The following is a 16266-nucleotide window of genomic DNA, read 5'->3' as shown; positions in this document are numbered from 1 at the left end:
TTCTTTTCTCTAGCTTCTTCTGTTGGTTCTTCCAACTGATCAAGTTTCTTGTCTTCATCTGTTTCTTCTTGCTTCGGCTTTTCTTCTACTTGTTCTGGTTTCTTTTCTCTAGCTTCTTCTGTTGGTTCTTCCAACTGATCAAGTTTCTTGTCTTCATCTGTTTCTTCTTGCTTCGGCGTTTCTTCTACTTGTTCTGGTTTCTTTTCTCTAGCTTCTTCTGTTGGTTCTTCCAACTGATCAAGTTTCTTGTCTTCATCTGTTTCTTCTTGCTTCGGCGTTTCTTCTACTTGTTCTGGTTTCTTTTCTCTAGCTTCTTCTGTTGGTTCTTCCAACTGATCAAGTTTCTTGTCTTCATCTGTTTCTTCTTGCTTGGGCGTTTCTTCTATTTGCTCTGGATTCTTTCCTCCATCTGTTCCTTCTAGAGATTCTTTTGCTTCCTTTATTTCTTCCGCATTTTCTTCCATATTCTCAAGCCGCTTTTCGGTCTCAACATTTTCCTTTTCAACCTTTTTGGCTTCCATAACTTCCGGAGAATCTACTTCAGGATTTATTTCATCTTGTTCATTTTGTTGTTCTTTTATGTCCTTATTTAATTGCTTTTGATATTTATCAAAACTAATATTCCGAGTATTTTCAGCAAGTTCATCTTCAATCGTTTCCTGCTTACGCCCCTCAAATCGTTCATTATATTTATCAAAATTATAAGCCTGCTCCTTCTTGCTTTCTTCCTCTATACTTTTTTCTTTCTTTTCTTCAAGTTTGTCTTCTTCCTCTACTTTATCAACATGGTCTTTTCGATCGAAATCTTTCATATTCATTCATCCTTTAATAGATTATGTTTCATATAATTTATAACAGCTTCTCGTTTATAGCTTTCTTCTAAATCTCTGTTACCTAAAAAGACATTTAAAGTACATAATCTCGTATGATAATTTCGGAGTGAGCTCATTCCATTCTTTTCTAACATTTCAAACAAGCCTTCAAACCAATCTGGTTTAAATTCTGCATTTTTAGCGTCATCTAACATGTCGCTTAACCAATTTTGCTTCACAATAAATTCCTTTATTTTCCCCATCTCTTCCCGACGGTTACACTTATCCATACAAAAAGCACAAGCAGGCCCAAAATCATATTTTCTATCATAGTGATGAAATTCATTTTTCACTGTATCTTTCACATTTTGAATAACAGTTCTTCTTGGATAATCAAAATCTTCCTTTATATAAGGCATTTGTACAAGTTTTGGCCGCATATCTCCTTCTGCATAAACAGCAGCAAATCCTCTTCTTAAAGAACTAATATATTCAATTTGTTCTTGTGTCATATTCATAGATTGTCCAATTAATTCCCGATCTTCTTGCATAACAATTCTATGTACAATTTTTAAATTTGTATTTTTTAATGTATCCGGTGCTAGTTTCGTCGGAACTTGATCCGCAATTAAAAAACCTTGTCCATAACTACGAATTTCAGCTAATAAATTCGTGAAAAACTCTACTGATTTCGCACGAACATTCCCTTCCCCACCACTTGATACATTAGCTAACAATCTATGTGCTTCTTCAATTAAAATAAGATGTTCAAATCCTTTGTTTCTAGTAAGCTTCGTCCTTCTATATTCATACAATTGAACTAAAATAATTCCCATCATAAATGCTTTTACATCATCATCGCCTATATCTTCTAGTTCCAAAATGACAGGTCGGGACAATAAATCTGCAATTGGAATAGACTTATCTGTATTTAACATAGCACCTTTGCCACCAACACGTAATGAGTGAATCCTTGCCTTAAGTGCTGCTGTAATATCTGATTTCAAGCGTTGATCATACCCTAAATTATCAACAACAACATCTACTTTGTAATATAAGTCATCTAAAGTTGGAAAAACATTTGCACCGTATTTATTTTGATTACTTAAAATGTCCCAGCCTCGATCTTCATATATTTGATAAATGCTAGTTTCTAAAACATGCGGCATTGGTGCATAAAGCTCAAAACTCGCCTTAAAAGTCGATAGCACATAGTCAATATGAGTCTGTAATGGAACACCTTCTATTTTTTCAAATGGGTTAATTCGATACGGAACAGAATTTTCATCCTCCGCTCCCAAGGTGAAGACTAATACATCTTCAAAACCTTCCATATTATACATTTCCCAATATTCCCGTTTAGCGGATTCAATTACCATAAAAGGAATGCGGTGCTTATTCCATAAATTACGAAGTAGTCCTTTAGACGTATTGGACTTACCGCCACCAGTAATTCCTACAATTAAACCATGTCGACTTAAATCCATTAAATCCATATCATAGATGAGATTACTTGGCTCTAATTTTTCATACGACTTTATTTCTTCATTACCATTAATAATCTTTCCTACTGTAAAATTATTACTTTCATCATGGATTGAACGACGGTTCGCAACATCAAACTCCACATACTGATCAATATAAAAACCTGGCATTTCTTTCCGTGGGATTTGGCATAAAGTTGAAAGCTCTCTGGTTGGCAAAATCGTTTGATACAAATACTTATAACAATGAACTTCCTTCGTAATTCCTTCACCATGTAAATCCCATAATCCTATCGGATGTTTCATAGCCTTCTGGCGTGGTAATTCATTTGCTGGAAACTGAAAATTAGACGCATAGTATAAAATGTTATCTACAGGTAAAGTCCTTATTTTCTCCGGTTTGGATTGTTCACCATTATAAACAGAAGTAATTAAGTTTCGTAGTTTCGTTGCATTTAGGAATTCATCCGCCAAATAGTATCCAGCAACTCTCCACATTCCCATCGTTCTTCCACTATCTATGCTCTCTTCTAATGAATTAAGGTTGTCCACGTACTTTTGAATGGTTAAGTTCGTTACTTCCCAAGATTCCTTACCTAGACTTCCACCTGATTCTGATACTTTAATAAACTTACTTACGTTATCAATTTCATTCAATACCCTTTCATGGGCTAACGTTACTTGAAAAGGACTCATCGACTTCGCAACCACAATATACGCCCAAGAACTCCCATACATCCCGGTACATAAACGTTCAATTTGTTGACTCTTACTTTCCCCAAAAGTTTTATTAGTCGGGATACCTGTAATAATTCCTCCGTTATTCCCGATGGAACGTAACTTCTGTGACATCTCATCCATTTCAACTTCTTGCAATTTGGCATAAGGATATGAAGCGTGCAATGAAGAAGATAAAACGGACTGATTGAATTGATCCGTTCCAACATAAACACCTATTTCTTTCGGACTACCAATCAGTAAAAATGTAAATGTTGACTGTAAAGATGAAAAACCACTAAGCACATCGCTCATAATGGCATCAAAGTCAAATTCCTTTTCGTCCTTTCCCTCCCAGAAATTTGCAAGACCTTTTATTTTAACGAAACTAAGTTGTCCCAATGATTCCATATTTAAATCCGGATTTAAATTCGATTTATCCAAGTAAGACTTTCTCAGTAAATGATCTTTTTCTCTTATTTCTACTGTATCTATGTTATGTAAGCGCAAAGAAATCCCCCCATTAATAAACTAAAGATTGCATAAAAAAGCACTCATACTTTTGAGTGCTCATTTTCATAATCTATTTAACGAAAAACCTTTTTAATCATTATCCAAATTCCAAAAAGAACGATGATTAACGGTAATATGGCAACAAATATATTTGATAAGAAAGTCAAAACGACAGATACAACTAAATGAACAAGCCCAATCCAGTCAAAAGAAATAACAAAATTAATAATAAAATATAATAAAAACATAATAATTGCCGTCAAAAATCTTACACTATTTGCTGACATACCACTATTGACTGAAACTGTCGTGTTGCTATTTAAATTTTCAATATGCTTAGCTACTACTGTCCCATGACGATCTCGCTTTCCAAACACTTGAACTAAATTATGATCTCCAATCTTCCCTCTTACAATTTTTCCATATACAACTACTTCATGTCCTTCACCATCTTGATCATACACTTGGAATGTATTCATATATCCATCCTTCATAAATGGAATTCCTTTTATACATGCATCAAACCATCTTCCAAGCGTTTTACCTGGTATTACATCTTCCTGAAAATTACTTACCTGCCCTTTTATCGATCCATTCTTTTTAGCCTTGCTTACTTTTATTGTTTCTCTCGCTGCACTTGTTTGCTGCTCCGTATATGTAGATTCAAATGGGTCAGTTGTTTTATTAGGGGGTGTGGGCTTCTTTTCTTCATAAAAAGTATTATCAAATACATCCGCAAAATCATCATTTACCGTAGTATTCGCTGATTTTGTTTTCATCCTTAAAAAGTTTTTACACTTCGGACATTCCCCAACATTTTTAGGATATTCCACCCCATCTAAACATATTGGACATTCTTTCACTTCTCTCTCTCCTCCCAAGGCAAGCCTTGTATAAAATAAATATTACATTTCCATACATATTTTAGTATATAATAGGAATTTAATTTTAATAAGCTATTTTTTATATTTTCAATATAAAAACTATTTTTCTGTATATAAAGAATATAAAATGTTATTTACAAAAAAATATAACTGAGTACTCGAACATACAATAAAGTGACCCTTTAATCAGGTGAGCTTTGTCCCCCTCATCATTAGCAGCACCGATCAAGATTGTACGTGTAGTTAATGCAGAATACAACAACTAAAAAACAAAAAAGACCCTAACCTCCTCAAACTATACAGGAAATTAGAGTCTTGTCTCATTAATCATTGATTAAATTAAAAAACTATGTTAAATTAGTACAGAAACACGTTTTCAGAAATACAAAGAACGTATTTATCCGTATCTTAATTGTACACCAAAACAAATCTTCAGTCAACCTCTATTTTTCACTTTTAAAGGAGTGCTTACGTATGAACAAAAAACTTGATTTAGAGCAAAAACGATTGGATACCGTAATTGAAACGATTACGGAACAAATTGATAAACTGGAAAACGAAACTGGCAGACGCCGGGCAGAAGTAATCCATATTCGTAAACACTTTTGGGATGACGTGAAAGTGAATACTGATACTTTTGATGATTATCTTGAAACAGTTATCAACTTAAGACAACAAGCTCAGTCACTAGCTGTCACACAAATTACCCATAAGCACACCTTTAATCGACTTGCTGCATTAAAACGCATGCATAAAGCACCTTACTTTGGGCGAATTGATTTCAAAGAAGAAGGAGAATCTGCTGCGGAGAAAATTTATATCGGCGTAGCTACACTTACTGATGCAAGCGGAGAAAACTTTCTTATATATGACTGGCGCGCACCTATTTCAAGTGTCTACTACGATTATCCACCAGGACCGGCTGAATACAGTACACCAGGCGGCGTAATCCACGGTAATGTGGAGAAAAAATTACAATACATTATTCAAAATGGCGAGATTGATTCTATGTTCGATACGAGCCTTACAATTGGTGATGAAATCTTGCAACAAGCGCTCGGAAAAGGTACGAACAAACATATGCAGAGCATCGTTGCTACGATTCAGCGCGAGCAAAATGAAATTATTCGTCACGATGAAGGCCGACTCCTTATCGTGCAAGGAGCTGCTGGTAGTGGTAAAACGTCAGCTGCCCTGCAACGAATCGCCTACTTACTATATAAATATCGCGAATGGTTAAAAGCTGATCAAATTATTCTCTTCTCCCCTAACTCTATGTTCAACAGCTACGTATCTAACGTACTACCTGAACTTGGCGAAGAAAATATGCAGCAAGTGACATTCCAAGAATATTTAAACCATAGACTAAGTAAGTCATTTGATGTAGAAGACCCTTATGAACAATTAGAATATATGTTAACGGAAACAGATAGCCCTACCTATAAAACGAGAAATGCGAGCATTCGATTTAAAGCCTCTACTCAATTTTTCGAGATGATTAGAGCGTACAGACAATCTCTTGAATCTTCAGGTATGCTATTTAGAGGAATGAAGTTTAGAGGAAAGTTAATTGCTTCTGCTAAAGAAATTACAGAGCAGTTTTATAATACGGATTCCTCCCTCCGCTTCCATAATCGAATTGAAAAGTTAACGGATTGGCTAAATAAACAAATAGATGAGATTGAAAAAACAGAACTGAAAAAGCCTTGGGTAGAAGAGGAAATTGAATTACTTAGTAAAGATGAATACCAAAAGGCTTATAAATATTTACAGAAAAAAGGCGAGTTTGAAGACAACTCCTTTAATGATTATGAGAAGGAAACGAAAGTACTTGGACGTATGATTGTCCGTAAAAAATTGAAGCCGCTTCGTAAAGGCGTTCAAACATTGCGCTTCATCAATTTCACAGGCATATATAAACAACTCTTCACAGATGCATCATGGGTTACTGGAGAAAAGCCGAAAGAATGGGATGACATTTGCTCATTAACAGTAAACATGCTTGATGAAGGAAAGCTCTATTACGAGGATGCGACTCCATTCTTACTTTTAAAAGAATTAATTGAAGGCTTCCAAACGAATAGATCGATTAAACACGTACTCGTAGACGAAGCGCAAGATTACTCGCCGTTTCAGTTCGAGTTTTTAAAACGTCTCTTCCCTGCTGCAAGAATGACTGTACTCGGAGACTTTAACCAAGCGATATTTGCCCATGCGAGTGAAGCAGTGAATTTCAATACACTTACTAGCTTATACGGACCAGACGAAACGAACGGCATCAACTTAACTCGTAGCTATCGCTCAACAAAACCAATTATTGAATTTACACGTGCTCTCGTACCGGAAGGAAAGAACATTCACGCCTTTGAACGTGACGGCGAGAAACCTACAGTGACGAAAGTATCGAATGACAGCGAACTGCACGAGCATATTACTGCCAAAGTTGCTGAACTACAAAAAGAGCAGCACAATACGATCGCAATTATATGTAAATCTGCAGCTGAAAGCGCCGCTGCCTACGAAGCACTTCGTCATATCGAGAATATTAAACTCGTGAAAAGTAACTCAGCCGAGTATGAGCAAGGCATTGTCGTGATCCCTGCTTACTTAGCGAAAGGTATCGAATTTGATGCCGTTATTATTTACGATGCTTCTAAAGATGTGTACAGCGATGAGAGCGTTCGTAGATTGTTCTACACTGCTTGCACGCGCGCAATGCATGAATTGCAACTTTATAGCATTGGCGAGGTTAGTCCGTTTATACTTGGGGCTGATTTGGAGAGTTTTGAGCTTATAACGAAAACACCTTGATGATTCAAGGTGTTTTTCTCATTCTAAACGAAATATCTTTGCGCCTATATACGCTCAGCACAATCCCCATTATAAATGCATGAAATAAAGTTGGTATCAATCCGTAGCTAATAAAAGGTAATGATATAGAAGTACGCGGTAATAATCCTAAAATCATGCCAACGTTATAAATGAAATGAACTACAAAAAGAGTCACTCCGCCAACGAGAAGCAATTTACCATAACCATCATTTATTTTATAAGCTATGTTCATTATTCTTACTGCAAAAAGAGAAAGAATCAGGACCAAAACTAGCGCAAGCACATATCCATAATAGTAAGTCAAACTCGCGAATACAAAATCAGTATGGGCAGCAGGGATAGACTTTATATTTCCATATGTACCAAACCAACCTGCTGAAGACATCGCCTCTTGTAAACGTAAATCCCATTGATCATGCGCTGGGTTTATAAATCCTAAAATTCTAGCTATCCGGTATTCTTTTACAGCAGACCAGGAAAATAAATCCCTAATAATCAATGGTAAAATAGGTAAAATCGTAATGAGCCATGCCGTTTTCTTTCCTAGCTTACTCCACCAAAGCATAACGAATACCATCGTAATATAGATGAAAATTGGTAAAAGAATTGATATAGTTGAAAATAGATATAAAGAGAATACGTACAACATGAGAAGATGCATAAACTTTAACCTACTATTATTGAAAAAAGAAGCCCAGGCTAGAAAAAAGAATGGTATCGTCATTAAACAGTCAATTTTGATGGGGCCTATTTTTATTACTGCTTCCCCAATCACGTAACCAGTCGGAAAACATTTTATAGCTAACAAGATAAGTATTCCAATTGTATAAAACAGCCACCCGAGTCTTTCTAGCTTCCGGTAATCAAGCAACATCATCCCAACAGCTGTTGCAATGCCGAGAATTACAAAAATTACTTTGTTCATTAGTAAATCGTTCGTATGCCCAAGAGCGATTATTGGTAAAAATCCTAACCCCATAGCAGCCACTAATAAAATAATTAAGAACCAATCCACCTTTGGCTTATGAAGTTTGTTAAGCTCCTGACCAAGTTTAATCGGGCTTCCCATTTGTTCTACCGCTTTATTTTCAGCAACTTCCTCACTTAAACCTTTTTCTATCCATGTGTTCTTTGCCTGTTTTAAGTGAAAATCTAGTTCGGTTGCTACGAAGCTCTTTGCTTCTTTTGATTTAATATGATTCGTAACTTCGCTTACAAAACGCTCCCCTTCTTTATTCATCTTTGCCTCACTCCTGTACTAAACCTTTTAATATAAATCCTGCCTTCGTAGCATTTTTTTCTGCCTTCCGCAGCATCTTTCTTCCTTTATCATTTAATTGATAATATTTCGCTCCTGCATGATCCCAACTTGAGTGGATAAAACGATTCTGTTCTAGACGATGTAATACGGTATATAAAAACCCTTCATTTCCTTCGAATTTCCGAATCCCTCTCCCTCGTAGTAGCTGTGACAATTCGTATCCTGTTTTTTCATTACTGAGGAGTTGTAAAATCGCTAAAGAAATGTCCTCTTCTTTTTCGTTTGACGCATTGATTTTTTCGCGCACCTGCTTTCGATATTGATCAGAAAAACTCAAATGTTTAAACGTTGTATTCTCCATTGATTTTCGCAGGCCTTTTAATCGATCTTCCATTTGATTATTCCTCCAATCCTTTCTTCAAAAGCTCCTTCGCTTTTTTCAGTCTCGTTTTTATCGTGTTTTCTTTCACGTCTATTACAATAGCAATCTCTTTAATTGATAATTCTTCATAATAAAATAGATAAATGACTTCTCGATATTTTATCGGTAAATTCATTACCGCAGAAGCGAGCTCACGGTCCTCCGCATTTTGAATGACAGTTTGTTCGACACTATCATTTTGAACCCCAATATAAGCAGCTTCATCCTCTGTCACGATCACCTTTTTGTTATACCAACTTTTTATATAGTCCTTACATTGATTAATCGCAATTCTCCATAACCACGTTTTCACATTCGACTTCCCTTTGTATGTATGAAGAGATTTATAACATTTCACAAATATATCTTGCGTTACATCCTCAGCAATCTCTTTATTGTTTACATATGAATACACAAGCTACAGAACTTCTTGTCCATACTTGTTCATAATTTCATCGATAAGGAGTTCCTTATCTTCTATTTCAAATGCTTCTACCGTTAATTCATCCACATCATTTCCTCCTTTCCATATATTAGACGACGCACCCTACGGAAAAGTTTTATACATTCATAAAAAAATACGGCTGGCAATGTCCATACCGTTTTTTTAACTTTAATTTTTCTTCACTAAGAGTAAACCTTGTATTATGATACAACACTTTAGTCAAGAATTTAGCACATTCATAATAAAACAAATAACCACCTAAAGGCTCCCCTTCAGGTGGTTTTCTGTGGTCACGATTTCTCTCACCCTTAAAAAATCGCTCAATCGAGACCCCATTTAATTGAGTCCTCTTTCCCATAAATCCAAACACTAATTACTCACTTAAAGAATCTAATATCTCATGGCCATACAAAGATGGCTTGATAATATCAAAACCAATAAATTCTTCATACTTCTTATCCGCAAAATAAAATACAACATTTTGAAACAACACTTTTTACAAATAATTATCCTGAGAAACTCTAAATGAGTATATGTATGCATTATCGTTTGAAGTTTTCTTTTTATATATTTTACTCATATTTGTTAATTCTTTTAATTTATCAGCATTTTCTCCAAAAAACTCAATTCCCACTATACGATCAAATTGATCTATATCTAAATTCAACTTTGGATTTTCTTCCAATTCTTCAGTCGACTCAATCTCAATATGTGAAGTGGATGGAATTAAATAAAGATATGCCATCTGGATTTCAGAATCATAAGTAATTAATTTTTTCATGATACACCTCATATCGGTATTCATTTGTCTTGTTCCCTATTTTAAAACATAATACAATTGATATGTAACTTAATAAGCTATAACTAGTAGGTGTGGTAATCATCTCTTCCATTTCGAAAAAAGGGGGAGGTGATAAAATGATCGCGATGTTTGTAATTAAATTAGTGTACGGTATCCTAACCGGAGCTGGCGTTGTCATCGGTAGAAGATACGTCGGTCCGTGGCTAATTTCTGTATACAAAAAAGCGAGAACCACCCTGCTTCGTGGAAAAGGTAAGGGCGGTTCTCGGCTAAAACGTTAATGTAATTGTCTTATAACCGCACCTACTACCACCACAATAGCAAGTTAGGTTACAAAGGCAGAAGTTTCTCAGGCTTCTGTCTTCTTTATTTTATGCAAAATTCATATTATATACTCTATCATCATTGTAACACATTCTAATTATTTTTAGTCAAGAGAAAAAACACCTAAAGGACTCTCCTTCAGGTGTTTCTCTTTTTATGCTAACGCAGCTGCCTGCTCCTGCTGATCTACAGGAATGACAGCGTCTGTTAATGCTTTTTCTAGTTCTGCTGTGTATTTCATTTGCTCTTCTTTGCTCCAGCCTAGTTTCGCAGCCATGTAGTTAATTACTGCTTCTTTCCACTCGTATACCCAGTGGATGTTGAAGAATACAGCGCCTCTGCGGCGTACGAAGAAGTCAACTGGTTTCGCTGTCATTTCGTAATCCATTGCGTATACAAGCGGGATTAGAACGTCTAGCGGCATGTTATATTCTTTCGCTTCGTCTTTATGTTTTTTCGCTAAGTCGAATAGTACGTCTACGTTAGAACCGTAGAATTTCGCGAATTCTTCTGCTTGTGCTTTCGTTAAACCAGATTTCGTACCTTCTTCTGCTTTTTTCGCAACGAATGCTGGGAATCCTTGTGAACCACTTACATGTCCACCAGAGATTGGCATATGTTTCGTGTCGCTCTTCGGATATGCACTATGACCTTCTTTTTGTAATAGATTCGTTACATAGTCTACTACCATTTCAGCCATTTTGCGGTATCCAGTTAATTTACCACCTGCGATTGTAATTAAACCAGATTCAGAAGTCCAAATTTCGTCTTTACGAGAAATTTCAGATGCACTCTTACCTTCTTCGTAAATTAATGGACGAACACCAGCCCAGCTTGATTCGATGTCTTTTTCCGTAATTTTTACGCTTGGGAACATGTAGTTAATCGCATTAATGATGTATGTGCGATCTTCTGTTGTCATTTGTGGTACCGCTGCGTCTTTATCGTAGAACGTATCTGTTGTACCTACATAAGTTTTTCCGCCACGAGGAATCGCGAATACCATACGTTTATCTGGTGTATCGAAGTAAATCGCTTGGCCTAATGGGAAACGTTTTTGGTCAATTACTAAGTGAACACCTTTTGATAACTGAAGTACTTTTCCTTTTTTCGAGTTATCTTTTTCACGAAGTGTATCTACCCAAGGACCAGCTGCGTTTACAATTTTCTTACCGTAAACTTCATATTCTTCACCGTCTAGTAAATCGATTACACGTACACCACATACTTTTCCATCTTTATATAAGAAACCGTCTACTTTTGCGTAGTTAACAGCTTTTGCACCGTGTTCAATTGCTTCTTTCATTACTTCAATTGTAAGACGCGCATCGTCTGTACGATATTCTACGTAGTAACCGCCGCCTTTTAATCCTTCTTGTTTTACAAGAGGCTCTTTCTTCAGCGTTTCTTCACGGTTAAACATTTTTCTGCGCTCGCTTCGTTTTACACCTGCTAAGAAGTCGTATACACGAAGACCAATTGATGTACTGAATGATCCGAACGTACCGCCTGTATGGAACGGAAGTAACATCCACTCTGGTGTTGTTACATGGGGACCGTTCTCATATACGATTGCACGCTCTTTCCCTACCTCTGCTACCATTTTCACTTCAAGTTGTTTTAAATAACGTAGACCACCGTGTACAAGCTTCGTTGAACGACTTGATGTACCTGCTGCAAAGTCCTGCATTTCAAACACAATTGTTGATAACCCGCGTGTTGCTCCATCTAATGCAATACCAGAACCAGTAATACCTCCACCAATTACGATCACATCTAATTCTTGTTTATTTACTCCGTTTAATACGTCTTTACGTTGTTTACTTGAAAATTTCATGGTAATTCCTCCCTTTGATAACGAAAAAAGAGACCACAAACTCCGCTATAGATTTCGCCTCTATAGCGTGTTGTGGTCTCTCCAAATCTCCTACCGAATTATTAACTTGTCACCATTATAACACTGTTTATGATTATTTGAAAGCTTTTGTTGCTTCAATTGCTTTTTTCCATCCAGCATATAACTCTTCGCTTGTTGCCGCTTCCATCGTTGGTTCAAAGCGTTTGTCCATATGCCACTGTTCTTTAATTTCATCTTGGTTTTTCCAATATCCAACCGCAAGACCTGCTAAGTACGCTGCACCTAAAGCTGTCGTTTCGTTGATTACTGGACGCTCTACAGGAACATCTAAAATATCACTTTGGAACTTCATTAAGAAGTTATTTTTAACAGCTCCGCCATCAACGCGTAACGTTTTTAGTTCAATACCTGAATCTGCTTCCATTGCGCATAATACGTCTTTCGTTTGGTAAGCTAAAGATTCTAGTGTTGCACGAATGAAATGCTCTTTCGTCGTACCGCGTGTTACGCCAAACATAGCGCCGCGTACTTCACTATCCCAGTACGGTGTACCTAAACCTACGAATGCTGGTACAACGTATACACCTTCAGTTGATTCAACGCGAGAAGCATATACTTCACTCTCACTTGCATCTTTAAACATGCGCATTCCGTCACGTAACCATTGAATTGCAGAACCTGCTACGAAAATACTTCCTTCTAATGCGTAATTTACTTTACCATCTATTCCCCATGCAATTGTTGTTAATAGGCCATGCTCAGAAGCTACTGCTTTTTCACCTGTGTTCATTAACATGAAGCAACCAGTTCCGTACGTATTTTTCGCCATACCTTCACCGAAGCAAGCTTGTCCAAATAACGCTGCTTGTTGGTCACCAGCTACACCTGCAATCGGTACATTTTGACCGAAGAAGTGATAGTCAATTGTTTCGCCATAAATTTCAGATGATGGACGTACTTCTGGAAGCATGCTCTTTGGCACTGTTAACATATCTAGAAGCTCATCATCCCACTGTAAGTCGTGAATGTTAAACATTAATGTACGTGATGCATTTGAGTAATCCGTTACGTGCGCTTTACCACCAGACAATTTCCATACAAGCCACGTATCAATTGTTCCGAATAATAGATCGCCGTTTTCTGCTTTTTCTCTTGCACCTTCAACATTATCTAAAATCCATTTTACTTTTGTACCAGAGAAGTATGCGTCAATTAAAAGACCTGTTTTTTCGCGAACCGTTTCGCTATATCCTTTTTCTTTTAACTCATCACAAATTTCAACTGTTTGACGAGATTGCCATACGATTGCGTTGTAAATTGGTTTTCCAGTCGTTTTATCCCATACAACTGCTGTTTCACGTTGGTTCGTAATACCGATACCAGCGATTTGTTCTGGTTTTACATCTGCTTCGCTTAAGCAAGTTGCGATAACTGCTAAAATAGATCCCCAAATTTCTTGCGCGTTATGCTCTACCCAACCTGGCTTTGGAAAATGTTGTGTAAACTCTTTTTGAGCTGAATGAACAATTTCACCTTTTTTATTGAAAAGAATTGCGCGTGAGCTAGTTGTTCCTTGGTCTAAAGAAAGAATATATTTTTTCATATCGGTTTCCCCCTATGCTACTTTTCTACTATTTGTATTGCTTTCACTTTTTTTACTTGTCATATAAGAGATTGCTAGTACAATCACAGTTGCAATAATCACATAAATAAGTGCTGCATTTTGTTTTCCTTCAAATACAACTTGATGGAATAATCCTGCAAGTGATCCACCTAGAATTGGACCAACTACTGGAATCCATGCATACTTCCAGTTTGAACCGCCTTTTCCTGCAATCGGAAGGAAGAAGTGCGCGATACGCGGACCTAAATCACGAGCCGGGTTGATTGCGTATCCTGTCGTTCCACCTAATGATAAACCAATACTTACAATTAAGAAACCTACGATAAATGGATTTAATCCATCTGCAAATTTATTTGCTCCAATTGCTAATATACCAAATACTAAAACGAATGTTCCAATCATTTCACTTAAAAGGTTTGCAAATGTGTTCGGAATTGCTGGACCTGTTGCAAATACACCTAATTTTGTTCCTGGATCTTCTGTTTCTTTCCAGTGTGGTAAGTAATGTAAATATACGATAACTGCCCCGATAATTGCCCCAATCATTTGTGCTGCGATATAACCTGGTACGTCACTCCATGGGAACGCTCCCTTAAATGCTAGCCCTATCGTTAAAGCCGGATTCAAATGTGCCCCACTAATCGATCCAACCGCATACGCTGCAACCGCTACCGCTAAGCCCCAGCCCATTGTAATAACAATCCAACCAGAATCTTTCGCAAACGATTTCTTTAAACTTACACCAGCACAAACGCCGCCACCAAGTAAGATTAACAACGCAGTCCCTATTAACTCTCCTAAAAATGCTGACATAGTATCCCTCCACAATCAATTTAAACGCTTCCAAATGTGATAGAGGTAAAATGAATGGCCATTCGTTTTTGTCAAAAGAAAAAGACCCACAGCTTTGCACGCTTCTATATAAATTTATATAGAAACAATGAAATGTGGATCTCTTCTTTTCTCCGTCACGTTTATTAACTTGTCTATAATGTTAACCTTTCATGAAAGCGGTGTCAACAGAATTTTTTCACATTTTCGTCACTTTTTTTGGTAATGTTTCCATAGTTCGCGTTTTGATGTCGTAATTGCTGTCGCACCAGCATTTAACGCTTTCTCCACATCATCAACTGTACGAATAAAACCGCCCGCCAAAATCGGTACACCAGTACGCTCTTTCACTTCAGCGATAATGTCCGTCATTGCCCCTGGAAGCACCTCAATATAATCCGGCTTCGTCTTTTCTAACAGATTGCAACTCTTCTCCATTGCGCTAGAATCGATTAAAAAGATACGCTGAATTGCCACAACGCCCTTTTGCTTCGCCTTCATAATGACGCTCGCCTTTGTTGAAAGTAACCCGTACGGTCTAAACTCTTGGCATAAATACTCCGTCGCATGTCCATCACTCTGCAAACCATGAATTAAATCCACATGTAAAAATACCTTCTTACAATATTGCTTCGCAAGTGATATAACACTCTTCAATTGACCGACATGAATATCTAAAATAACGATATACTCATACGAACTATGTAACAACTTCTCCAAATCTTTAATTTGCCTCACTGCCGGCAAAATCTTCTGTTCATGAAATTCCATTCTAAATGTCCCCTTCTTTATGTCATCCTATCCTTTATAGTACACAATTTGAGTAGAAAGAACAGCTAGTGCGGGGAATTATTTCTTCTATCTATATATTTTCTTCAACTTATCAGAAGCCATGCCACCTACAACCATTAAGACGAGGGGTAAAAAATTCATTACATACGGGGCGTCTGCTACAAATGTAATGCTCGCTCCGGCAAACTTATTTAACATCCATACAACGATTTTTGTAAGAAACAAAAATACTCCTAGCATGAATAGACTATCGAAAAACACCTTCCATTTTGGATACGCTAACTGTTTACTATCTTCAATTACTTTTTGCGTCAACTCTTCATCGCTCCTTAGCAGTTCATCAATCGTAATACCGAACAGATCGCTTAAATGAATAATAATTTCAATGCTCGGATAGTTCTTTCCCGTCTCCCATTTCGAGACAGATTGCCTACTTACATGAATTTTTTCAGCCAAATCATGTTGTGACCAATTTCGTTTTTCTCGTTCTTCTTTTAAACGTTCACTAAAAATCATACTGTGTTTATCACCTCTCTACGTCTAGTATGGGCAAATAACTGATGAAGAGTAAAGCGAGTTGTCGTTGCGTAGGTTGTGCAACTTGTGCGTTACAGGTTGGAATGGAGCTATTTCATATGTAGCTTTCCTATACTATGCTCCGATAAT

12 protein-coding genes and 2 pseudogenes are annotated in these 16266 nt (G+C 36.9%); 2 read left to right on the top strand and 12 right to left on the bottom strand.

Features of this window, described 5'->3' with window-relative positions; all coding sequences use genetic code 11:
• The 3 genes from FS742_RS27610 to FS742_RS15195 all read right to left on the bottom strand — a co-directional run.
• A partial coding sequence (locus FS742_RS27610) for a hypothetical protein (RefSeq protein WP_186327179.1) occupies nucleotides 1-812 on the bottom strand: 812 nt, incomplete at its 3' end.
• A gap of 2 nt (nucleotides 813-814) precedes the next feature.
• Complete coding sequence (locus FS742_RS15200; RefSeq protein ID WP_144613347.1) at nucleotides 815-3523, bottom strand: ATP-binding protein; 2709 nt, start codon at nucleotides 3521-3523, stop codon at nucleotides 815-817.
• 77 nt (nucleotides 3524-3600) lie between these two features.
• Nucleotides 3601-4389, bottom strand: a complete 789-nt coding sequence (locus FS742_RS15195; protein ID WP_144613345.1) for a hypothetical protein — start codon at nucleotides 4387-4389, stop codon at nucleotides 3601-3603.
• A gap of 495 nt (nucleotides 4390-4884) precedes the next feature.
• On the opposite strand from FS742_RS15195, the gene helD reads away from it, so the two are divergent.
• Nucleotides 4885-7221, top strand: coding sequence for an RNA polymerase recycling motor HelD (gene helD, locus FS742_RS15190; RefSeq protein ID WP_144613343.1), 2337 nt, complete (start codon nucleotides 4885-4887; stop codon nucleotides 7219-7221).
• Nucleotides 7222-7225: 4 nt separating this feature from the next.
• Here the strand turns inward: helD and FS742_RS15185 are convergent, their stop codons facing one another.
• From FS742_RS15185 to FS742_RS15170, 4 genes and pseudogenes are all read right to left on the bottom strand, one after another.
• Nucleotides 7226-8482, bottom strand: a complete 1257-nt coding sequence (locus FS742_RS15185) for an FtsW/RodA/SpoVE family cell cycle protein (protein WP_144613341.1) — start codon at nucleotides 8480-8482, stop codon at nucleotides 7226-7228.
• A 7-nt stretch (nucleotides 8483-8489) separates the two neighbouring features.
• Complete coding sequence (locus FS742_RS15180) at nucleotides 8490-8897, bottom strand: PadR family transcriptional regulator (RefSeq protein WP_144613339.1); 408 nt, start codon at nucleotides 8895-8897, stop codon at nucleotides 8490-8492.
• A gap of 4 nt (nucleotides 8898-8901) precedes the next feature.
• Nucleotides 8902-9435, bottom strand: a pseudogene (locus tag FS742_RS15175) (sigma-70 family RNA polymerase sigma factor).
• 307 nt (nucleotides 9436-9742) lie between these two features.
• A pseudogene (locus FS742_RS15170) lies at nucleotides 9743-10150 on the bottom strand (DUF2283 domain-containing protein).
• Between the two features lie 137 nt (nucleotides 10151-10287).
• Here FS742_RS15170 and FS742_RS27605 point away from each other — a divergent pair.
• Nucleotides 10288-10452 carry a hypothetical protein gene (locus FS742_RS27605; protein WP_000561154.1) on the top strand — a complete coding sequence of 55 codons (165 nt, stop codon included), beginning with the start codon at nucleotides 10288-10290 and terminating at the stop codon, nucleotides 10450-10452.
• 197 nt (nucleotides 10453-10649) lie between these two features.
• Here FS742_RS27605 and glpD read toward each other — a convergent pair whose 3' ends face one another.
• The 5 genes from glpD to FS742_RS15145 all read right to left on the bottom strand — a co-directional run bounded on the left by glpD (nucleotide 10650) and on the right by FS742_RS15145 (nucleotide 16116).
• Complete coding sequence (gene glpD, locus FS742_RS15165; protein WP_144613337.1) at nucleotides 10650-12332, bottom strand: aerobic glycerol-3-phosphate dehydrogenase; 1683 nt, start codon at nucleotides 12330-12332, stop codon at nucleotides 10650-10652.
• A gap of 133 nt (nucleotides 12333-12465) precedes the next feature.
• Nucleotides 12466-13956, bottom strand: a complete 1491-nt coding sequence (gene glpK, locus FS742_RS15160) for a glycerol kinase GlpK (protein WP_144613335.1) — start codon at nucleotides 13954-13956, stop codon at nucleotides 12466-12468.
• Nucleotides 13957-13968: 12 nt separating this feature from the next.
• Nucleotides 13969-14790: a glycerol uptake facilitator protein GlpF gene (glpF, locus tag FS742_RS15155; protein ID WP_144613333.1), complete on the bottom strand. Its 822-nt coding sequence runs from the start codon at nucleotides 14788-14790 to the stop codon at nucleotides 13969-13971.
• A gap of 228 nt (nucleotides 14791-15018) precedes the next feature.
• Nucleotides 15019-15579 carry a glycerol uptake operon antiterminator GlpP gene (gene glpP / locus FS742_RS15150; RefSeq protein WP_060629825.1) on the bottom strand — a complete coding sequence of 187 codons (561 nt, stop codon included), beginning with the start codon at nucleotides 15577-15579 and terminating at the stop codon, nucleotides 15019-15021.
• Nucleotides 15580-15666: 87 nt separating this feature from the next.
• Nucleotides 15667-16116, bottom strand: coding sequence for a helix-turn-helix domain-containing protein (locus tag FS742_RS15145; protein ID WP_144613331.1), 450 nt, complete (start codon nucleotides 16114-16116; stop codon nucleotides 15667-15669).
• Nucleotides 16117-16266: the final 150 nt, after the last annotated feature.

Source organism: Bacillus cereus (assembly GCF_007678085.1).
Taxonomy (GTDB): Bacteria; Bacillota; Bacilli; order Bacillales; family Bacillaceae_G; genus Bacillus_A; species Bacillus_A cereus_BE.
Note: the sequence above shows the minus strand (reverse complement) of the source record. Positions and strands in the feature narration are given on the sequence as shown.